The 21,935-nt window shown below is 33.2% G+C and carries 22 protein-coding genes and 1 pseudogene; 8 read left to right on the top strand and 15 right to left on the bottom strand.

Annotated features, from left to right (window positions below; genetic code table 11):
- Positions 1–32 precede the first annotated feature (32 nt).
- The 6 genes from ABDW27_RS12930 to hflX all read left to right on the top strand — a co-directional run bounded on the left by ABDW27_RS12930 (position 33) and on the right by hflX (position 9,374).
- Entirely contained in the window at positions 33–1,073 is a 1,041-nt protein-coding gene (locus ABDW27_RS12930; RefSeq protein ID WP_343696288.1) for a Gfo/Idh/MocA family oxidoreductase, read from the top strand.
- Between the two features lie 309 nt (positions 1,074–1,382).
- Complete coding sequence (locus tag ABDW27_RS12935; RefSeq protein ID WP_343696289.1) at positions 1,383–2,600, top strand: MFS transporter; 1,218 nt, start codon at positions 1,383–1,385, stop codon at positions 2,598–2,600.
- 214 nt (positions 2,601–2,814) lie between these two features.
- The gene (locus ABDW27_RS12940; protein WP_343696290.1) at positions 2,815–5,631 is read left to right on the top strand and encodes a carboxypeptidase-like regulatory domain-containing protein; all 2,817 of its coding nucleotides are present in this window, start codon (positions 2,815–2,817) and stop codon (positions 5,629–5,631) included.
- Between the two features lie 18 nt (positions 5,632–5,649).
- A complete protein-coding gene (locus ABDW27_RS12945) occupies positions 5,650–6,999 on the top strand; it encodes a DUF5689 domain-containing protein (RefSeq protein WP_343696291.1) in 1,350 nt (449 codons plus the stop codon).
- A 141-nt stretch (positions 7,000–7,140) separates the two neighbouring features.
- Positions 7,141–7,998: a hypothetical protein gene (locus ABDW27_RS12950; RefSeq protein ID WP_343696292.1), complete on the top strand. Its 858-nt coding sequence runs from the start codon at positions 7,141–7,143 to the stop codon at positions 7,996–7,998.
- A 146-nt stretch (positions 7,999–8,144) separates the two neighbouring features.
- Entirely contained in the window at positions 8,145–9,374 is a 1,230-nt protein-coding gene (gene hflX / locus ABDW27_RS12955; RefSeq protein WP_343696293.1) for a GTPase HflX, read from the top strand.
- A gap of 61 nt (positions 9,375–9,435) precedes the next feature.
- Here hflX and ABDW27_RS12960 read toward each other — a convergent pair whose 3' ends face one another.
- From ABDW27_RS12960 to ABDW27_RS12990, 7 genes are all read right to left on the bottom strand, one after another.
- Positions 9,436–10,386, bottom strand: a complete 951-nt coding sequence (locus ABDW27_RS12960) for a DUF3078 domain-containing protein (RefSeq protein ID WP_343696294.1) — start codon at positions 10,384–10,386, stop codon at positions 9,436–9,438.
- 77 nt (positions 10,387–10,463) lie between these two features.
- A complete protein-coding gene (locus ABDW27_RS12965) occupies positions 10,464–10,973 on the bottom strand; it encodes a DUF2480 family protein (RefSeq protein WP_343696295.1) in 510 nt (169 codons plus the stop codon).
- Between the two features lie 83 nt (positions 10,974–11,056).
- A complete protein-coding gene (locus ABDW27_RS12970; protein WP_343698132.1) occupies positions 11,057–11,380 on the bottom strand; it encodes an iron-sulfur cluster assembly protein in 324 nt (107 codons plus the stop codon).
- A gap of 84 nt (positions 11,381–11,464) precedes the next feature.
- Positions 11,465–11,875, bottom strand: coding sequence for a GxxExxY protein (locus ABDW27_RS12975; protein WP_343696296.1), 411 nt, complete (start codon positions 11,873–11,875; stop codon positions 11,465–11,467).
- A gap of 137 nt (positions 11,876–12,012) precedes the next feature.
- Positions 12,013–12,438, bottom strand: coding sequence for a SufE family protein (locus ABDW27_RS12980; RefSeq protein ID WP_343696297.1), 426 nt, complete (start codon positions 12,436–12,438; stop codon positions 12,013–12,015).
- 2 nt (positions 12,439–12,440) lie between these two features.
- The gene (locus ABDW27_RS12985) at positions 12,441–12,866 is read right to left on the bottom strand and encodes a hypothetical protein (RefSeq protein WP_343696298.1); all 426 of its coding nucleotides are present in this window, start codon (positions 12,864–12,866) and stop codon (positions 12,441–12,443) included.
- 11 nt (positions 12,867–12,877) lie between these two features.
- The gene (locus ABDW27_RS12990) at positions 12,878–14,092 is read right to left on the bottom strand and encodes a cysteine desulfurase (RefSeq protein WP_343696299.1); all 1,215 of its coding nucleotides are present in this window, start codon (positions 14,090–14,092) and stop codon (positions 12,878–12,880) included.
- A gap of 220 nt (positions 14,093–14,312) precedes the next feature.
- Here ABDW27_RS12990 and ABDW27_RS12995 point away from each other — a divergent pair, with 220 nt between their 5' ends.
- Together ABDW27_RS12995 and ABDW27_RS13000 are read left to right on the top strand one after the other, a co-directional pair.
- Complete coding sequence (locus tag ABDW27_RS12995) at positions 14,313–15,662, top strand: serine hydrolase (RefSeq protein WP_343696300.1); 1,350 nt, start codon at positions 14,313–14,315, stop codon at positions 15,660–15,662.
- Positions 15,663–15,720: 58 nt separating this feature from the next.
- Entirely contained in the window at positions 15,721–16,545 is an 825-nt protein-coding gene (locus ABDW27_RS13000; protein WP_343696301.1) for a BRO family protein, read from the top strand.
- A 59-nt stretch (positions 16,546–16,604) separates the two neighbouring features.
- Here the strand turns inward: ABDW27_RS13000 and sufD are convergent, their stop codons facing one another.
- The 8 genes and pseudogenes from sufD to ABDW27_RS13040 form a co-directional block, all read right to left on the bottom strand.
- On the bottom strand, positions 16,605–17,921 hold the full coding sequence (gene sufD, locus ABDW27_RS13005; RefSeq protein ID WP_343696302.1) for a Fe-S cluster assembly protein SufD: 1,317 nt from the start codon (positions 17,919–17,921) through the stop codon (positions 16,605–16,607).
- 117 nt (positions 17,922–18,038) lie between these two features.
- Positions 18,039–18,170: pseudogene (locus ABDW27_RS13010) on the bottom strand (four helix bundle protein); the annotation flags it as partial.
- 23 nt (positions 18,171–18,193) lie between these two features.
- A complete protein-coding gene (locus ABDW27_RS13015) occupies positions 18,194–18,406 on the bottom strand; it encodes a four helix bundle protein (RefSeq protein ID WP_343696303.1) in 213 nt (70 codons plus the stop codon).
- Between the two features lie 47 nt (positions 18,407–18,453).
- Positions 18,454–19,200: a Fe-S cluster assembly ATPase SufC gene (gene sufC / locus ABDW27_RS13020; RefSeq protein WP_008466070.1), complete on the bottom strand. Its 747-nt coding sequence runs from the start codon at positions 19,198–19,200 to the stop codon at positions 18,454–18,456.
- An 11-nt stretch (positions 19,201–19,211) separates the two neighbouring features.
- The gene (locus ABDW27_RS13025) at positions 19,212–19,700 is read right to left on the bottom strand and encodes a flavodoxin family protein (protein WP_343696304.1); all 489 of its coding nucleotides are present in this window, start codon (positions 19,698–19,700) and stop codon (positions 19,212–19,214) included.
- A 37-nt stretch (positions 19,701–19,737) separates the two neighbouring features.
- On the bottom strand, positions 19,738–19,941 hold the full coding sequence (locus ABDW27_RS13030) for a DUF2683 family protein (RefSeq protein WP_343696305.1): 204 nt from the start codon (positions 19,939–19,941) through the stop codon (positions 19,738–19,740).
- 17 nt (positions 19,942–19,958) lie between these two features.
- A complete protein-coding gene (gene sufB, locus ABDW27_RS13035; RefSeq protein ID WP_263523870.1) occupies positions 19,959–21,407 on the bottom strand; it encodes a Fe-S cluster assembly protein SufB in 1,449 nt (482 codons plus the stop codon).
- An 88-nt stretch (positions 21,408–21,495) separates the two neighbouring features.
- A complete protein-coding gene (locus ABDW27_RS13040) occupies positions 21,496–21,825 on the bottom strand; it encodes an iron-sulfur cluster assembly accessory protein (RefSeq protein WP_343696306.1) in 330 nt (109 codons plus the stop codon).
- Positions 21,826–21,935: the final 110 nt, after the last annotated feature.

Below are 21,935 nucleotides of genomic sequence, written 5' to 3' on the forward strand. Positions count from 1 at the left end.
CACATTAATCTGTGGCAAAAAATCATATCAAAATGCAAAAAATAAAAACAGCACTATTATCATACGGAATGTCGGGAAAGGTTTTTCATGCTCCGTTTTTAGATATTCATCCCGGTTTTGAATTATTAGGTTCTTGGGAAAGATCTAAAAAACTTATTCAGGAAGATTATCCGTACGTAAAAAGCTATCCTTCAATTGATGATTTATTAGCCGATGATGTCGATTTGGTAATCGTAAATACACCAGTTGGAACGCATTATGAATATGCCAAAAAAGTACTTCTGGCAGGAAAACATGCCGTTGTCGAAAAAGCTTTTACAACAACTGTAGCCGAAGCTCAGGAACTGGCTAAAATTGCCAAAGAAAAAGGATTGAAACTAGCCGTTTTTCAAAACAGAAGATGGGACAGTGATTTTAAAACCATTCAAAAAATAATTAACGATGGTGTTCTGGGAGATTTGGTCGAAGCCGAATTTCACTTTGACCGATACAATCCGTTATTGAGTCCGAAAGTACATAAAGAAACCGCCAATGACGGCGCCGGAGTTTTAAAAGATTTGGGTCCGCATATTATTGATCAGGCTGTTTGTTTATTTGGTTCACCAAAATCGGTTTTTGGAGATATCAGAATAACAAGAGAAAATTCTTTAGTTGATGACTGGATTGATTTATCATTAATTTACGACGATTTCAGAGTACGTCTAAAAGCAGGTTTTTTTGTAAGAGAAGCCAATCCTGCATATACAATTCATGGGAAAAAAGGTTCTTTTTTAAAACCTCGCGGAGACGTTCAGGAAGACGAATTAAAAATAGGAAAGAAACCAAATTTAGAATCTTGGGGAACAGAATCTGAAGATTTGCAGGGAATTTTGCATACAGAAATTGATGGAAAAGTTATTCGTGAAAAAGTGCCGACACTTCAGGGAAATTATTTCTCATTTTTCGACGGCGTTTTCAATTCTATTACAAACGATATTGAAGAACCGGTTACGGCACAAGATGGCGTAAAAGTAATGCAGATTATAGAAGCAGCAATTGCAAGTAATGCGCAGCGAACTGTAATTAATTTATAAAAGATTGATTGCCCACTCCCGATGGCTATCGGGATTACAGATTAAATGGGTTTACGCTGATTTAATTTTTTTATAATCTGTAAGCAAAATGCATACAATATATATCGTAGAGACGCACAGCAGTGCGTCTTTTTTTATGCGTGACAATAAAATAACAGCTGTGCAAAACCCGTTTAATCCGTAAAATCTGCGGGCAAAACCGACCGATTTATAAACAATAACGTTGTAAATAATTTCAACAATTTGTACCTTTAAGTAAATACAAAGGTTTTTTGTACATTTATAATATAATCCCAAAACGCATTCATTTTGATAAATTTTAATCCCTTACAACTTTTTCAGACTAAAGGAAAAATCAAGAAAGTTTTTAGAGAAGCAAAAGCTTCTTATCTAAACCGAATTCGTTTTGCCGTTGGAATGTTTTATTTCGGAATGGGATTAAGTTTTGCAACCTGGGCAAGCAGGATTCCTGACATTAAAACGGCTTTACATTTAACCGAAGGTGATTTAGGTTCTATACTTTTTGCCTTGCCAATGGGGCAGTTAATTGTTATGCCTTTTTCGGGAAAAATGGTAACCAAATTTGGAAGTCACCGCGTTTTGATTTTCTCCTTAATAATGTATGTTTTGTGTTTAGCCAATTTAGGTTTAGCCACAACCGGATTGCAATTATCAATAGGATTGTTTTTGTTTGGATTATTTGGAAACTTAGCAAACATTGCAGTAAATACACAAGGCGTTTATACCGAAGTACTTTTCAAAAAAACAATTATGTCCTCTTTTCACGGAATGTGGAGTTTTGCAGGATTTACAGGAGCATTAGTCGGTTTAGGAATGTTGGCTTTAAAATTATCACCATTACATCACTTTCTAATTGTTGGCGTAATTGTTTTATTGATGATTGCTTTCAACTTTAAGTTTTTAATCAGAGCCAAAGAAAAAATCAAGCATAATACCGAGAAAAGAAGAATATTTGTAAAACCAGACAGTGCTTTAATTTGGCTTGGCGTAATTGGTTTTTGCAGTATGGCCAGCGAAGGCGTAATGTTTGACTGGAGCGGAGTTTACTTTAAAGATATTGTACAAGCACCGGGACCTTTGGTAATTTTAGGATATACATCTTTTATGATTATGATGGCCAGCGGAAGATTTTTAGGCGACGGATTAATTAATAAATTTGGTCGTGAACGTGTTATGCAAATAAGCGGTGTCATGATTTCGGCAGGGCTTTTTACGGCTGTTTTTCTTCCTTATCTTGTGCCGTGTACGATTGCTTTTATGGCAGTTGGTTTAGGAGTTGCAACGATAGTTCCAACTGTTTATAGTATGGCCGGAAAAAACCCGACAGTTCCTCCCGGAGAAGCTTTAACAATAGTTTCGAGTGTTAGTTTCTTAGGTTTTTTAATGGGACCACCGGTAATTGGTCACATCGCTCAAAACTTCGGATTACAATTTTCTTTTGCTTTTATCGGAATCTTTGGTGTTCTGATTGCCTTTATGGTTTCTAAAATTAGAACGACAGAATAATTTATTGTATACAATCTGAAGGAATTAAATTGATTTGGATTGCGTTTTTTTATTTTTGTAGGAAATTTATTTCTTTTTAAAATTTATTTCTAAATTTGAATGTTGTATTGCTTGTCTTATAAATGAGACAAACCTTTTTTCCAAAAACCAATTTTATCTTTTGAATATGGAGTAATATCCAAAAATAATTTTCAAAGTAAATTGGAATTTTTTAATGGTAAAAAAATACGCAGTCTTTTTAATTTTATGGTCTTTTAGTTTTGCTTCTGCTCAGGAAACAATCTTCTTCGGATTTGTAATTGATGCTAAAACAGAAAAACCTCTTGAGAATGTTGTAATCAATATTCAAAACACTTCAATTACCGCACTTACTTCAAAAAAAGGCAGGTTTGAATTTAATTCTCCCCTAAAAGGAGAGCAATTATTATGGGTTCATAGTCAGGGATATAAAGATCAGCTTTTAAAAATTCAGTCTGATTTTGGGCAAAAAATCAATCTCGGAATACTGCAATTAGAAGATACATTTTCAGACGATATTCCACCAGCATTAATAACGTTATTAGACAGCGATTTATCTGATGATAATAGTTCTTCTGAAATGACTTCGGGACTTTTACAATCTTCTAAAGATGCTTTTATGCAGGCTTCTGCATTTAATTGGGGTCAGGCCCGATTTAGAGTTCGTGGTTTAGACAGCGAAAACGGAACTATGATGCTCAACGGAATGTCGATGAATAAAATTTACGACGGCAGACCGCAATGGAACAATTGGGGCGGATTAAATAATGTGCTTCGAAATCAGGAATTTTCTGTTGGAACCGCAGCTTCAAATTATACTTTTGGAGGCGTTTTAGGAACGCAGCAAATTTCTACTCAGGCTTCTTTATACAGAAAAGGAACGCAGCTCACATTTTCAGGAAGCAATACAACTTATACTTGGCGTGCGATTGGGAGCTATGCTTCAGGAATGAATGCTTCGGGTTGGGCTTACGCTGTTTCTGCAGGTAAAAGATGGGCGGATGAAGGCTATTTTGAAGGAACAAATTTCGATGCAGATTCTTTTTTTATGAGTGTTGAAAAGAAATTGAACGATAAACATTCTTTCAATTTTACCGGATTTTATACGCCAAATTCTCGTGGCAAAAATTCTCCAAATACAAATGAAGTAACGAATTTAATGGGCGAAAAATACAATTCGTACTGGGGATTTCAGAATGGAGAAAAACGAAACGCAAGAGTAAAAAATGTAGCTGAACCGTTATTCATGCTCAATCATTATTTTAAAATTGATGAAAAAACAAATCTGAATTCGGGTGTAATGTATCAATTTGGAAAAGTCGGTAACAGTAATATCGATTACCAAAATGCTGATAGTCCGGATCCGGTTTATTATAGAAAAATGCCGAGTTATTTTAGCTCGCTTTACGCAAAAGATAAAGGCGAATTTTCTGGAGATTTTACTCCGGATTATGAAAATGCAGAGAAAAGCAAAATCACATTATTGGCAAATTCTCAAATTGACTGGAACAGAATGTATTTAACAAATCAAAAACCAGGTCAAAATGGTTATAAGCCAGCGCAGAGTCATTATGTTTTATATGAAGACAGAACAGATGATAAAACTTTTGCAGTAAATTCAAATCTAAATACACAGATTAATTCTAATATTTCTTTTGATGCAGGAATAACTTTTAAGAATTTAAAATCGCATAACTTTCAGTACTTATTAGATCTTCTTGGCGGAGCATATTTTGAAGATATTGATCCTTTTTATAAAGGCGATCTTGCTCAATCAGATTTACAGAATCCGAATAGACAGGTAAAACAAGGAGATATTTATGGTTATAATTACAACCTTTTAGCCAATACAATTGACGCTTTTGCTCAATTTAAATTTACGTACAACAAAACCGAATTTTATCTGGCACAATCGTATTCAGTATCAGATTATCAAAGAGAGGGATTATACCAAAACGGAATTTATCCCACAACTTCTTTAGGAAAAAGTGAAAAGGTAAATTTTGAAAATTTTGGTTTCAAAGGCGGATTCACATATAAAATTTCGGGTAAAGAATGGTTTTTTGTAAATGGCGCGCATCTAACAAGAGCACCTTCATTGCGAAATACATTTTCAAATTCACGCTTAAATAATAATATAGTTGAAGGAATTGAAAGTGAAAATATTACTAGCGCAGAAGCCAATTATGTTTACCGTTCGCCAAAACTCAAATTACGTTTAACAGCTTATTATGCGTTAATAAAAAACAGTTCTAAAACTTCCTTTTTTTATGCAGAAGGAATTTTCGACAATGGAGCAGGTTACGATGCAACAGATGCTTTTGTTAGTCAGACTCTTACTCAGTTAGATAAGAAAAATACAGGTGCAGAATTGAGTTTTGAATATCAGATTTCGCCTACTCTTAAAACTACTTTATCTGCTGCTTACGGAAATTATGTTTACAACAGTAATCCAAATGTATCCATTACAAACGATGCAAACGCCGCAAAAGATGGTGCGCAGACAACTTTTGATTTTGGTCAGGCCTATCTTAAAAACTACAAACAAGCGGGAATGCCGCAAAATGCAATTTCAATTGGTTTAGAATATCGCGATCCTAAATTTTGGTGGATTGGAACAAATATCAATTATTTGAGTGATAATTATATTGATGTTTCGCCAATATCAAGAACCTCACAATTCTATATTAATTCAGCAAACGGATTTCCTTTTCCCGAAGCCACTTCCGAAAGAGGAAATGAATTACTGAAACAAGAAAAATTTAATCCAGTAATATTACTAAATATCAATGGAGGAAAGTCCTTGCGAATTCATAAAAAATATGTTGGACTTTTTGCCAGTGTAAATAATGTCCTGAATCTAATGTATAAAACCGGCGGTTTTGAGCAGGCTCGAAACGCAAATTTCAGAGCGTTAAATCAGGATATTTCTAGCGGAACACCATCATTTGGTCCAAAATATTATTGCGGTTACGGAAGAACTTATTTTTTAAATCTTACAATCGGTTTATAGACCGAAAATTTATTTGCCATGAAAAACATAATTTTTAATTCATTTTTAGTTTCATCATTATTATTAATCTGCAGCTGCAGTAAAGATGCTGAAACACCAAGATTAGAATGTACACAGCCTGATTATAAAGTAAACAAAACAGTAGAAAAAGTCTATGAAATGTCGGGTACAACTGCAAAACAATATTTATACGATGATATTATTGAAGCTTATGTGGTTTCAAGTGATGAAGGAGGAAATTTTTTCAAAACGATTACACTACAGACAAAAGCTTCAGAAAGAATCCCGGCAATAGGTTTTAGTGTTCCGGTTGATGCGTCAAACACTTATATTGATTATCGAATTGGGAATAAAGTCTATGTAAAACTTAAAAATCAATTTACAGATTTATATTATGGAGGATTAAGAATTGGCAGTTTGTATGTTAGCAGTTCAGGCGATCCAACGATAGGCAGAATTTCCCAAAATGAGTATAAAAATGTTTTAAATGCTTCATGTACTCTTATTGATGAAAGCCAATTAGTTGAATCTCTTTCGATAGAACAAGCGCTTGATGACAGTAAATTAAATACGTTAATAGAACTTAATGATGTTCAGTTTACAGAAGCGGCTTTAGGACGAAACTATTTTGAAGAATCAAATAATGTTGGAGGATCTTCAAACTGGAATCTGAGAGATAAAACAGGAAATCAAATTATTTTCAGAACAAGCGGTTACGCAAAATTTGCAGATCATTTTGTGCCGGAAGGAAGCGGAAAAGTGAGAGGAATTTTGACAAAATTTGGTACAGATTATCAATTAATGGTTCGCTCGGAAAATGATATCGTAATGAACGGAAAGAGAAGCGTTCCTTTTTTTGCTGAGGATTTTCAGTCCGTTAAAAACAATGTCAATTTTGCACTTCCGGGATGGAGTAATATTGTAGAGAAAGCCACTAAACTATGGAAAAGTATGGTTTATGCCGGAAATGGTTATGCCGAATTTAATACTACAAGCACAACCGCAGCCGAAAATATTGCCTGGCTGGTTTCTCCTAAAATTGATTTGACAAATTATAAAAATGCAATATTATCATTTAGAAGTGCACAGCATGATTTAAAAGTAGATTCTCCGTTAAATGCACTCGAAGTTTATGTTTCAACAAACTTTGACGGATCAAATATCAGCAAAGCAAAATGGACAAAATTAGAGGCAAAAGTTGCTGATCTTTCTACACCAATGCGTCAATTTATAAGTTCAGGCGGAATAGATTTATCTGCTTACTCAGGTAACATTCATATTGCTTTTAAATATATAGGATCTGGAAAAGATAAGACTTTAAACGGCGCATTTATGGTTGACGATGTGAAGATTTTTGGCGAAAAGTAGGAAAACTGTTTTTGCTGGTTTTCGGTTAAAAGACTGATTTATGGGAGAATAATTTAATGAGGTATTATTTTTGAGATTTTAAACTATTAGATTTTGCCAGAATTTTGTATTTTGGTCATCCCAAATCAATACGAGAACAAAATGAGAACCTACTTTATCGCCATCTTAATGATGGTATTCCCATTCTTGATGCAAGGTCAGGACAATGTTAAATTAAAGCAGATTAATATTGTAAAAACGAATTACCAAAACTCTAAAGACGGTGAAATTGTTAATAAAACAATGGTTTTTAAAGATGGTAAACTTCAAACGATAACCACTTCTGATGTCGTACAGCACTTTTTTTATAACAAAAGCGGACTGCTGGATATGACCGTTAAAGATAAAGTGGGAAGTGACTGGAAAGAAGTTATCAATTATACTTATGATGCTGACGGTAACATTACAAAGTTTGTAAAAAAATACCAGGAAGGGCCAGACTACATCACAAAGGTAGTATCATTTGTTTATGAAGGCGCACGTGTAAAAGTAACTACTAAAAAAAGTACAAATCACCAGAATTTAGTTGAAGATATTGAATACATTATTGAGAACGGAATTATCGTAAGACGTACTTCACGTGATAGAAATAAACAAATAATTGGTAAATTAGAATATGTTTATGTTAACGATAATGTTGTGAAACATAAAGGTTTAGTGGGAGATAAGATCTCAAAAACATATACTTTTGATGATAAAAAATCAGTAGATCAGTTAATCGTTCAAAATCTATTTGGTCAAAATTATAAAGTAATTGTACCCATGATTTCATACCATGAAGATGAGTTTAGTTTTGAGGCGATATCTTATAATAATGAAATGAATTTCAGCCCATCGTCTACAGCTTTAGTAGCGGTAAGCCGAAAATATAAATACAACAAATTAAATTTCCCGATTTCTTGTTCACAAATAGAAGAAAACGGAATTGTAAAAACTGAAAAAACGTTTATTTACGAATAAATAAGTTTTTAAATACTTTTAAACCATTTATAAGTAAGGTTAAGACCTGATTTATAAATGGTTTATTTTTTAAATAGGATTTAAAATTGAAATTCTATAATTGTAGTAGTTTACAAATGATTAAATTTGTACCCTTATTTTAAGATATGCTAGAGAAAGAAGTTATAAATTTTGAGAAAACGGCCATTGTAGGTATTGTAACTCAAAGTCAAAGTGAGGAAAAACTTAATGAATATTTAGACGAATTAGAGTTTTTAACTTATACCGCTGGTGGTGAGGTTATAAAACGCTTTTCGCAAAAAATGGAACGCCCGAATCCGAAGACTTTTGTGGGAACGGGAAAAATAGATGAAATAAATCTTTTTGTAAAAGAAAACGCGATATCGACGGTTATTTTTGATGATGAATTAACGCCATCGCAGCAAAAAAATATTTCACGAATTATTGACTGCAAAATCCTTGACAGAACCAATTTGATTCTGGATATTTTTGCACAAAGAGCCGAAACATCTTATGCAAGAACTCAGGTTGAATTAGCACAATGCCAGTATTTACTGCCTAGACTTTCAGGTTTATGGACACACCTTGAGCGTCAAAAAGGAGGTATTGGTATGCGTGGTCCCGGTGAAACGGAGATTGAAACGGATAGACGTATTGTTCGTGACCGAATTTCGTTATTGAAAGAAAAAATCAAAACGATTGATAAACAAATGAGTATTCAAAGAAGCAACCGCGGCGCAATGGTTCGTGTAGCTTTAGTGGGTTATACAAACGTTGGGAAATCAACTTTGATGAATGCAATTGGAAAGAGTGAAGTTTTTGTTGAAAATAAATTGTTTGCAACTTTAGATACAACAGTTCGAAAAGTGGTTATTAAAAACCTTCCATTTTTGCTTTCGGATACGGTTGGATTTATTCGAAAACTGCCAACACAATTGGTTGATTCTTTCAAAAGTACACTGGATGAGGTTCGCGAAGCCGATTTGCTTTTGCACGTTGTCGATATTTCACATCCCGATTTCGAAGATCATATCGAATCTGTAAATCAGATTTTACAGGAAATTAAAAGCAACGATAAACCAACAATTATGGTTTTTAATAAAATCGATGCTTATAAACACCTGACAATTGACGAAGATGATTTGATTACCGAAAGAACCAGAAAACACTGGACTCTAGAGGAATGGAAACAAACCTGGATGAGCAATGTTGGGCATGATAAAGCATTATTTATCTCTGCGACAAGAAAAGAAAACTTTGAGGAATTTAGAGAAATGGTTTACGAAGCGGTTCGCCAGATTCACATTACCAGATTTCCATATAATAACTTTTTATATCCTGATTACAAGGATGCCATTGAAAAGGAAGAAGAATAAAATTGAAAAACGGCTTTTGATAATTTTTCAAAAGCCGTTTTTTATTGATTAAAAAGAGTTTTTAAAAGCCAAAATTAATTCCTAAACCAAATACTTCTCTAGTTTGAAGCCCTCTAAAAGCATTATCATCATAAATAGCCTGGAAAGCTAAATTTGCAGAAAGGAATTTATTTACTTTCATAATAATATTTAGAGAGTAATTAATATCTACGTTTTGAGGATCTTCCAAATAATTAGAATATAAATTCAATGTGTTTTCTGCAGTTACATTGGTCATAATGGCCAGTTTATAATAAACAGAAGCATAAAAACCAAGTTCGTAACGCATGGTTTTACCTTCGTCAACTCCAAAATAATCACCATCGACATAAGGCAAACCAGTAAATCTATCAATTCCACTTGTATAAGCATTGTCTACAAAAGTGAACTTTGAAGTTAGGGGTGCAAAGTTTATTTTTAAGTGTTCATCTTTAGACCAGTAAATACCGGGCCCAGTGGTAAGATATCCGGGAGACATAAATTTAGTTTGCTCAGTTCTGATTTCTTTTCCGTTTTCATCCTGACCATAAATATAGCCAGTAGTAAACTGAGTTCTAAAATTTAAAAAATAAGAGTAGTACCATTCTCCAAAAGCTCTCTTACCAACAATTGAGTTAAACTCTAAACGGTCATCTGTCTTTTTCCCGAAATCAGTATTTTTAGTTTGTAAAAGTCCGTAAGAAGCCAGAATTTTATTATCCCAGGTTAAGTCGTCTTTTTTATAATTAAAGTCGTAGTTTATTCCTAAAGTTCCGGAAAAACTATCTTCTCCACCCGCAATCCAATTATTAAAACTGGACTGATTTAATAAAAGTGATACAGTTCCCTTTGCTTTCCAGCCCTCTTCTTCAATAGTATCGTTGATTTTTTTTACAGCTTTTTCTGTGTTTTGAACTAATTCTTTTTCCGAATTTTGGGCCTGAACAAAAGTAAAGTTCGCCAGGATACATAGTAAAAACGCCAGCTTTTTCATGGTTTTGTAGTTTAGTGTATTCTCAAATATACAAAAAACTAACTTAAGGTTTGGCGTAAATTCCCTGAAAATGCAGGTTATTTCTTAGATTCCTTATACAAAGGTACAGCAGAGCATGCTTCACCGTACATAATGCTTCTGGCAAATGGCTGAAGATAAGTTGTTGCCAAAATATAAGCACGCATTGGAACTGGTTTTTTAGAACAGCCTTTTACAATTACAGGTTTTCCCTTATAAGCAGTGTAATCAATTTTGCTCAGAATTTCTTCGTATAAACTAGCATCAAGGTCTTCTATTGTTCCATTGACTACTTTTTTAGCAAAAGGCGCTAAATGAACACTCACTAAAATTAATGCCCAAGCCGGAATAATGGCGTCTGTACTGCAGTGTACCGCCACATATTGATCTTGGTATTGTGACCAATCATGATTTTTAAGATGTTCTCTAAAGTCTTTTTCTTTCAATAAAAATCCTTCCAAAAGCCATTGCGAAATGTCAATCTGAACACGCATTCCTTTTGGATAATAATCCTCCAAATCAAAAACTTCTAAAGCACTATTGGCAACTTTATTGATGATTTCTTCCATTTTTTTAGTCTGAAAGTCGAAGGTCGAAAGTCATAAAGTCTTTTTACTTTGGACTTTATGACTTTCAACTTTATGACTATTTTTTAAAGCATTCCTAATTCTAATTTAGCTTCTTCGCTCATTAAATCTTTGCTCCAAGGCGGATCGAAAGTAATTTCAACGTCAACATCTTTAATGTTTTCGATTCCTTTTACTTTTTCTTCTACTTCTCTAGGTAAACTTTCTGCAACAGGGCAGTTTGGTGAAGTAAGTGTCATAAGAATTTTTACTTCGTAATCTGTATTTACCATTACGTCGTAAATTAATCCTAATTCGTAAATATCAACAGGAATCTCAGGATCGTAAATTCCTTTTAAAATTCTTACGATAGATTCTCCTAATTCGTTTGTGTCTATTTCTTGTTCCATTGTTTTTGTTTTTCCACCATATAAGTTATATAAGTTCATTTAAACTAAACTTAATAATTTTAATGATGATATTTGTTTTTATATTTAATCTTCCAGCCAGCGATATAACTCATTGACATATGTTTTTTGACCTTCGTGGTAAATGTTTGTTACATTAAAGTTTATCATTAAACCAATTGGTGACTTTAAAAGTTTCATATAAGACATCAGTTTTGCAACATGAATTGGTATAATTTGATCGACTGATTTTAATTCAAGAACTAAACAATTTTCAATGAATAAATCGCATCTTAGATCTGACTTTAATTCTAAGCCTTTATATTCTACAGGAACCACTAACTCAGATTTAAAATTAATTCCTCGTAAAGACAATTCCTTGATCATGCATTGATGATAGATACTTTCTAAAAGCCCAGCCCCAATACTTTTATGAACTTCAATCGCTGCTCCGTTAACCTGATAAATTAAATCAGTCAAATATTTCTTTGTTATCATTTGCCTTTTTTAGCAATAACAAGAAATAAAAAAGAAAGACAAAACTTACAACATTTGTTTTCCACTATATAAGCTATATAAGTTCATTTAAAACAAAACTTAAATTTTCTTATATTACTTATATGGTTTAAAATTTTTTAGTTTTTATTTTTTGCATCAAAAGCCAAAGCGTACATTTTGATGTTTTTTATCATCGAAACCAAACCGTTGGCACGTGTCGCAGATAAATGTTCTTTTAAACCGATTTCATCTATAAATTCAGTATCTGCATTTATAATATCGGATGCTTTTTGGTTGGAGAAAGCGCGAATTAAAATCGCAATTATTCCTTTTGTCAAAATAGCATCGCTGTCTGCGGTAAAAACGATTTTATCACCTTGTTCTTCGCCCTGAAGCCAAACTTTAGACTGGCATCCTTTGATTAAATTTTCATCTACTTTGTACTCTTCTTTGATTAACGGAAGGCTTTTTCCTAGTTCGATAATGTATTCATAACGCTGCATCCAGTCGTCGAACATCGAAAATTCGTCTATTATTTCGTTTTGTATTTCCTTTATTGTCATAATTATTCTTTAGCAAAATCAACCAGTAAATTAACTAGTTTTTCGATTTCTTTTGGAGGAAAACCATTATCGAAACCAGGGGTTTCATACGTTTTTCCATCTTTAGTTATTTTTAAATTTCCTATTGCAGCACCATCGTAAGTACGTTTGTCTGTTGGTGCTTTTAAAGTTGAAAGTTTATCTAAATTTACTTTTGAAAATTCAGCCGTAATTTTATTCCATTTAGCATCATCAATTTTAGTTTCAATAGGCTGCTGATCTCTTCCGTTTGTAACAAAAGCAGTTTGATTTTGAAGGACAATCTTTTTAAAATATCCTCTTGACATTGCAGAATATTCAATCTGAGTTTCGGCCATGTGTGTTTTTTTCTGACTGCAGCATCCAGTCGCAATAAAAAGGGTTAAAAGCAATAAAGATAATATTCTCATAAATAGTTTTTTTAGCTTAGCATTGTTTGAGCTTTCTTAACGGCATCAACCATCTGGTCAATTTCTTCTTTTGTATTATAAAATGAAAATGAAGCACGAATTGTTCCCGGAATACAGAAGAAATTCATAATTGGCTGTGCGCAATGATGTCCGGTTCTAACGGCGATTCCTAATTTATCTATAATAGAACCAACATCATACGGGTGAATTCCATCAATATTAAACGAAATTACAGAAGCTTTATTTTTTCCGGTTCCGTAGATTCTTAAACCTTTAATTTCAGATAAACGTTTTGTAGCGTATTCTAAAAGTTCGTGTTCATATTCCTGAATATTCTCAAAACCAACGCTGTTTAAATAATCAATTGCAGTTCCTAAAACAATTCCGCCGGCAATATTTGGAGTTCCGGCTTCAAATTTATGAGGAAGATCTGCGTAAGTAGTTTTTTCGAAAGTAACTTCTTTAATCATTTCGCCGCCGCCTTGATAAGGAGGAAGTTTATTGAGCCATTCTTCTTTTCCATAAAGAATTCCAGTTCCGGTTGGACCACACATTTTATGTCCCGAAAAAGCATAAAAATCACAGTCCAATTCCTGAACATCAGGTTTTAAATGCGGAACTGCCTGCGCGCCGTCAATTAAAACTGCAGCACCAACAGCGTGTGCTTTATCGATAATATATTTTATCGGATTAATGATTCCGAGTGCGTTTGAAATATGATTAACCGTAACAACTTTTGTTTTCTCAGAAAGCAGTTTATCAAATTCTTCAATGATTAATTCTCCGTTTTGGTCAATCGGAATTACTTTCAAAACAGCACCTGTTTTTTCGCATAACATCTGCCACGGCACAATATTACTATGATGTTCTAATGAAGAAACAACAACTTCGTCGCCCGGTTTTAAGATAGAAGCAAAACCATTTGTAACTAAGTTGATTCCGTGTGTAGTTCCAGAAGTAAAAAGAACCTCATGAGCATGTTTTGCATTGATATGTTCTTTTACTTTTCCACGGGAAATTTCATAAGCATCAGTAGCTAACTGGCTTAAAGTGTGAACACCACGATGAATGTTGGCGTTAATTTCCTGATAATATTTTACTTCAGCATCAATTACAACTTGTGGTTTTTGCGAAGTAGCTCCGTTGTCGAAATATACTAATGGCTTTCCGTTTACAGTTTGTGAAAGTATCGGGAAATCAGCTCTTATTTTTTGAATATCTAGCATGTCTTATTTAGAAAAAATCTATTTACAAAAGTACTAAAACTAAATTTGTTTATACAGCAATTCTATAATTTCCTTTTATGATGCCATTGTTACAAGCTGTAAATGCTGATTTGGTAAAAATCGATTATATTTTCTGAATTATATCAAACAGATTTGTGATTTGAGTCTTAAAATCGTGAACATAAATTATTTATATTGCATTAAAAATATCTAAATCATCATGAAAAAATTTCTTAAAGTACTTTTGCTTCTAGTAGTTGTCGCTTTTTTGTATTTCGGATTTACAACCTATCCAAAGCTTGATTTAATTTCTGGTTTTTCGGCTAAAAGTGTCGCATCTGGACATTTTATTGATAATCGTTCGTTGGATTTAATCCAAAAAACCGACAATGATATCAATTTGGTTGATTTGGCCAAAAATTCAATCGATGATTCTGGAAAATTTGCTCTTTCATCTGTTTACGGACTTAAAGAAAGAAAAGCAATTTATCGCGAAGGTTTAGGGGCAGTTTTGATTAATGATGATTTTGATGTTACAAAACCTTATTTACTTCCGAAAAGAACAAAATTAGAAAACAATCTCGCTTTTCCATACGGAAATAAGGAACCAAAAGATACTTCGTTTGCAAATGTTGATTATTCAAAATTGAAAAAAGCAGTTGAAAATGCTTTTGATAAAACAGGCGGAAGAATTAAAAGAACGCGTGCTGTTGTTGTTTTATATAAAGATCATTTGATTGCCGAAAAATACGATACAGGTTTCAATAAAGACAGTAAAATTCTGGGTTGGTCGATGACAAAAAGTATTACAAGTTCTGCCTTTGGAGTTTTGGCTAAACAAGGAAAAATCGATATTTATAAACCTGCTCCAGTTGAAGAATGGAAAAATGATGAGCGTAAAATTATCACGATTAACGATTTGCTTCACATGAATTCTGGTTTAGAATGGGAAGAGAATTACAGCACAATCTGCGACGCCACAAAAATGCTTTTTCAGGCAGAAGATATGGGAAAAGTGCAATTGGAAAAACCTGCTCAATTTAAACCAAACACACATTGGAATTATTCTTCTGGAACGACAAATTTATTGTCTTTAATTTTAAGAAGACAATTTAAAACACAACAAGAATATCTTGATTTTTGGTACAGCGCCGTAATCGACAAAATCGGAATGAACTCCATGATTGTTGAACAAGATATGTCTGGAACTTTTGTAGGATCGTCTTACGGATGGGCAACTCCAAGAGATTGGTCAAAATTTGGGTTATTATATCTTCATAAAGGAAACTGGAACGGCGAGCAGATTCTAGATGAAAGCTGGGTAAAATATACAGCAACACCAACCAATACTTCTGAAGGAAAATATGGAGCGCAATTTTGGTTAAATGCCGGAGGAAAATTCCCGGATGTTCCTCGTGATATGTTTTATTGCAGTGGTTACCAAGGGCAAATGGTGGCGATTATTCCGTCTTTGGATATGGTAATTGTGAGAATGGGAGTGAAGGAAGAAGAACCTGGATTTGATTTTAATGGGTTTTTGAAGGGGATTATTGAGAGTGTGAAAAAGTGATTTTTATTCTCTTTGTAATTTAATTTTGTACTTTTGCAACGTAAAAATGACTATAACTATGGAAGAAGATATTCAAGAAACAAATGGTAATTCACTTTCGTTCGAAGATTTCAAGAATGAGAATGGAATTACTTATTGGTGGGCTTCTGATTTGATGAAGATGCTAGGTTATCCTAATATGAAATCTTTTCAGAAAGTATTAGATAGAGCGACAAAAGCTTTTGTTTCTTTAAATATTCCTCATTATGAGAATATTATTGCTCAAATGAGAAACATAAATGGTGTGGATAGTCAGGATTTTAAACTTTCTAGGTTTGCTTGTTACTTAACAGTAATGAATGGTGATCCAAAGAAAGTTGAAGTAGCAGAAGCACAAGTTTATTTTGCTCAACAAACCAGAAGATTTGAGCTTCACTTGGAAAATAATCAAGAAATTGAGAGAATTTTAATTCGTGAAGAACTAACGGAGGGTAATAAGTCTTTAGCTTCTATTGCTAAACAATCTGGAGTAACTGATTTTGCAAAATTTCAAAATGCAGGTTATATTGGAATGTATAATATGCCATCATGGAAATTAGAACAAAAAAGAGGAGTAAAGAAAGGGAAATTAATGGATCATATGGGGAGAACTGAATTAGCGGCTAATCTATTTAGAACTACACAAACAGAAGAAAGAATTAAAAATAAAGGGATTAAAGGTCAGGTAAATTTAGAACAAACTCATTTTCAAGTTGGAAAAGAAGTTCGAGAAATTATTGTGAAGAACGTTGGAAAAACTCCTGAAAATTTACCTTTAGGAAAGGAACTTTCGGATGTTAAAAAAGAACTTAAGCAAGGACATAAGAAAATGCTAAAAGAGGATGATTCAAAAAAGAAAAAATGATAAAAAACCGATAAACTTTAAAAGCTTATCGGTTTTTCATTTTTATTAGATAGAATTTTTTACAAATCAAATCCTAAATTCACACCTAATTTCATAGCAATGATTTTAGTAATTCTTTGTTTTAATTCCGGTATTTTGATGCTTTCGATAACGGCATTTGAGAATGCGTACATCAATAAAGCTTTTGCTTCTTTTTGCGGAATACCACGAGATTGCATGTAGAACATTGCTGTTTCATCCAATTGTCCAACTGTACAACCGTGAGAACATTTTACGTCATCAGCGAAAATCTCTAATTGTGGTTTTGCGTTGATCGTTGCTTTGTCACTCAATAAAATATTATTACTTTTTTGGAAAGCATTTGTTTTTTGAGCTTCTTTTTCTACCAAAACTTTTCCGTTGAAAACTCCTGTTGAACGATCAGAGAAAATTCCTTTATAATCCTGGAAACTTTCGCAGTTTGGTTGTGCGTGGTTTACCAAAGTATAATGATCTACGTGTTGTTTGTCATTCAAGATAGAAATTCCGTTTAACGTACTTGTCAATCTTTCTCCGAAATGGTAAAAGTTTAAGTTGTTACGAGTCAGGTTTCCTCCGAAAGAGAAAGTATGAACAGAAGCGTGACTTTCTTGTTGTTGAGAAACATAAGTATTATCAATTAAATTGGCTTCACTATTATCGTTTTGAATTTTATAATAGTCAACAATCGCACGTTTTTGAGCAAAAATCTCTGTAACCGAATTGGTTAAAACCGGATTTTCATTCAAACTTTGGTGACGCTCAATAATTTGAACATGTGAATTTTCGCCCACAATAACCAAATTTCTTGGCTGAACCATTAAAGCCGATTCGTTTCCAGTTGAGAAATACATAATCTCAATTGGTTTATCAGCTACTTTTTTCTTCGGGATATTGATAAAAGCACCTTCCATTGCAAAAGCAGTATTCAATGAAGTCAAACTGTCATCTTTACTTGCAATTTGATTGAAATACGTATCAATAAACATTTTATATTTTGGTTTGGTCAATGCCGAAGACATCAAACAAACGTCGATTCCGTCATGTGTTGTAGAAGACAAATGCGAACTGAAAACACCATCGATAAATACTAATTTATAAGTATCAATTTCGTGTAAAAAGTATTTTTTTACCTGATTAAATTCGATTGCATTTTCCTGCTTTGGAAAAACCGTAAAGTCATTTTTTAAGATGGCATTTAGCGATGTATATTTCCAAGCTTCTTCTTTTTTGGTTGGGAAACCTTTATTTTCGAAGTTTTTTAAAGCATTTGTGCGTATGTCATGTAAATCTGAATGTACATCGACACGCTCTTCAAAAGCCATAAAAGACGATACTAATTTTTCTTTTAAATCCATTGTTCTTTTTAGTCTTAAAGTCGAAAGTCGAAAGTCGAAAGACTTAGGATTGCCGACTGTTTTTGCCTAAAGGTCAAGAATTAAAGCATAAAGTTTTTGACTTTATAACTTTCGACTTTATGACTTTGGGCTCAAATATTTAATGAAACCGCTTAATAATTTCGATATTTCTGTAATCGATTCTAAAAGCATTTCAAATTCTTCTTTTATAATATATTCTAAATCAAAAGCTAAATATAATTGAGATCTTACTTCTCCTGCTGAAGCTTTGGCTACATATAAAAAGTAAACAAACTCTTTGTCTGATTTCTCTCAAAACCTTCTGCTATATTTGATGATATAGAAAGTGATGCTCGTCTTATTTGTCTAACAAAATCAAAGTCTTTTTTGAAATTAGAATTTTCAGTAATCAAATATATTTTCTTGTTGAAGATTCGAGATTTTTGCCAAGAATTTATTTCCTCAAAAGATTTGAACTTACTCATATTGTATTTTCGACTTTATGACTTTTGACTTTCGACTTTATGACTGACTAATTCTCTGCCTTGATCCAGTCGTATCCTTTTTCTTCCAGTTCGTAAGCCAATTCTTTTCCTCCAGATTTTACAATTCTTCCGTTGTAAAGAACGTGAACGAAATCAGGAACGATATAATCTAACAAACGTTGGTAGTGCGTGATCACGATAATTGCGTTTTTGTCGCTTTTTAATTTGTTTACTCCGTTAGCCACAATTCTTAAAGCATCGATATCAAGACCAGAATCGGTTTCGTCAAGGATCGCTAATTTTGGCTCTAACATTGCCATTTGGAAAATCTCGTTTCTTTTTTTCTCTCCTCCGGAAAAACCTTCATTTAAAGAACGAGATAAAAATTTACGATCAATTTCTAATAATTCAGATTTCTCACGAATTACTTTCAACATTTCGTTTGCCGGCATTTCTTCTTGTCCGTTTGCTTTACGAGTTTCGTTGATAGCAGTTTTCATAAAGTTAGTTACGCTAACTCCAGGAATTTCTACCGGATATTGAAAAGAAAGGAAAACACCTTTATGTGCTCTTTCTTCAGGAGCTAAATCAGCAAGATCTTCTCCGTCAAGAATAACTTCTCCATCTGTAACTTCATAATTTTCATTTCCTGCAATAACAGCAGAAAGTGTACTTTTTCCAGAACCGTTTGGTCCCATGATAGCGTGAACTTCTCCAGCTTTAACTTCTATATTAATTCCTTTCAGGATTTCTTTATCACCAATTGCGGCGTGAAGGTTTTTTATTGATAACATTGTTTTTTATTTTATATAAATGTCAATTCTATTTTTGTTTGGTGGTTTAGGATGTTGGCATTAAAATGCGCGTGTCCTAAATATTCCATGCCTAAATAATCGGCTGATTTTTGAAACGGGATATAAAAACTATCTTCGATTTCATTGTCGTGTGAATTTGTAATCACACCAATTTTCTTTCCTCTTAGTTTTCGTCCGGTTTCTTTTTCAATTCGGATTAAATCTGAAATCCTGTCGAAAAAGACCTTCATAATTCCGCTCATATTATACCAATAAACCGGCGTTGCAAAAATTAAGGTGTCGTACTCTTCCAGTATTCTTCTTATTAAAGGAAGAAAATCATCGTCTATATTTTTGCTTTCGTAATCGTAATACGAAATATTGTAATCACTTAAATTCACTACATCGATGTGATGTTCTTTAGAAATTTCGTCCACAATTTTTGTTGTGTTTCCGTTTTTTCTGGAAGAACCTAAAATGATAACTTTTTTATTTTCCATTAATACTTATTCGTAATGTCCTTTTAATGAAAATAAATTATTTCCACAAATTGTCTAAATCTTCTTTAGTCATTTTTATGCCTCTGCCTTCTTTAATATCTTTTTGGGCTTCCAGTATTTCTTTTACAAATTCTGGATTGTATGGCTTTTCAATCTCTTCAATTTCGAAATTCAAACGTTTTGCAAGTGCTTTTAAAACTGGCAAATCTTTTTTCTTTACGTTTTTCAGAGTTAAATTCATGACTAGTTTTTTTGACATTATCCAACAGAACCCTCTAAAGAAATCTCTAATAATTTTTGAGCTTCAACAGCAAATTCCATTGGAAGTTTGTTTAGTACATCTTTACTAAAACCGTTTACAATTAAGGCAATTGCTTTTTCAGTTGGAATACCTCTTTGGTTGCAATAAAAAACCTGATCTTCTCCAATTTTACTTGTCGTTGCTTCGTGTTCGATTTTAGCCGATGGATTTTTACTTTCGATATAAGGGAAAGTATGCGCACCGCAATTGTTACCCATTAACAATGAATCACATTGAGAAAAGTTTCTTGCATTTTCTGCTCTTGGTGAAATCTGCACTAAACCACGGTAACTATTTTGTGATTTTCCAGCCGAAATACCTTTAGAAATAATAGTCGATTTAGTGTTTTTACCTAAATGGATCATTTTTGTTCCAGTATCTGCTTGTTGGAAATTATTGGTAACAGCAATAGAGTAAAATTCTCCTACTGAATTGTCTCCTTTAAGTACACAAGAAGGGTATTTCCAAGTTACAGCAGAACCCGTTTCAACTTGTGTCCAGGAAATTTTAGCGTTTGTTTCGCATAAACCTCTTTTAGTTACGAAATTGTAAACTCCACCTTTTCCTTCTTTGTTTCCTGGGAACCAGTTCTGAACGGTAGAATATTTAATTTCAGCATCATCCAAAGCGATTAATTCAACTACAGCAGCGTGCAACTGATTTTCATCACGGCTTGGCGCTGTACATCCTTCAAGATAAGAAACATAACTTCCTTCATCAGCAATAACTAGAGTTCTTTCGAATTGTCCAGTTCCAGCTTGATTGATTCTAAAATAAGTTGAAAGTTCCATAGGGCATTTTACGCCTTTTGGAATATAACAGAAACTTCCGTCAGAGAAAACTGCAGAGTTTAATGCTGCATAGAAGTTGTCTTTTTGAGGTACAACAGTTCCTAAATATTTTTTTACTAATTCTGGATGTTCTTTAATAGCTTCAGAAATTGGACAGAAAATAATTCCTTTTTCTGCCAAAGTTTTCTTGAAAGTTGTAGCTACAGAAACAGAATCGACAACAATATCCATTGCGATATTGTTCATTTTTTTCTGCTCGTCAAGAGAAATTCCAAGTTTTTTGTACATCTCTAATAATTCAGGATCTACATCGTCCAGAGTTTTATTAGGATCTACTTGTTTTGGAGCTGAATAGTATGAAATCGCCTGAAAATCTGGTTTTTCGTAACTTACGTTTGCCCATTCTGGCTCAATCATTTCTTTCCAGGCACGGAATGCCTCGATGCGCCATTCGGTCATCCATTCAGGTTCTTCTTTTTTAAGCGAAATAGCTCTTACAATCTCCTCGTTTAAGCCAATAGGGAAAGTTTCAGATTCTATATTGGTATAAAATCCGTACTCATATTCTTTAGTTTCCAGTTCGATCTTTAAATCGTCTTCGGTGTATTTGCTCATTATATTTTAATGTTGTCTTAAAGTTGTAAAGTCCAAAGTTGTAAAGTCACCAGGCAGTCTTTTAGACTTTATGACTTTCGGCTTTTGACTAAAGAGAAAATGATTCTCCGCATCCGCAAGTTCTGCTCGCGTTAGGATTATTGAAAACAAAACCTTTTCCGTTTAATCCGCCAGAAAATTCTAAAATTGTTCCGGCTAAATATAGAAATGATTTTTTTTCAACAGCAATAGATATATCGTTGTCTACAAATATTTTATCGTCTTCGTTTTTGGTTTTATCAAATTTTAATTCATATGATAAACCAGAGCATCCGCCGCTTTTAACACCAACTCTTACATAGTCGTGCGCAGCATCAAAACCGTCGTCTTTCATTAAGTCGATGATTTTCTTTTTGGCAGTATCAGAAACTTTTATCATTGTTCTTAAGATGTTTGTTTTTTAATGGACATTTTTTCTTCTGTAATGAATTTAGTACAGATTTAAAACGCTAATTTTCAATGTTAAATAGAAATTGTCTGCAAAGATAC

Origin of the sequence: Flavobacterium sp. (genome assembly GCF_039595935.1) — a bacterium.
Lineage (GTDB): Bacteria > Bacteroidota > Bacteroidia > Flavobacteriales > Flavobacteriaceae > Flavobacterium.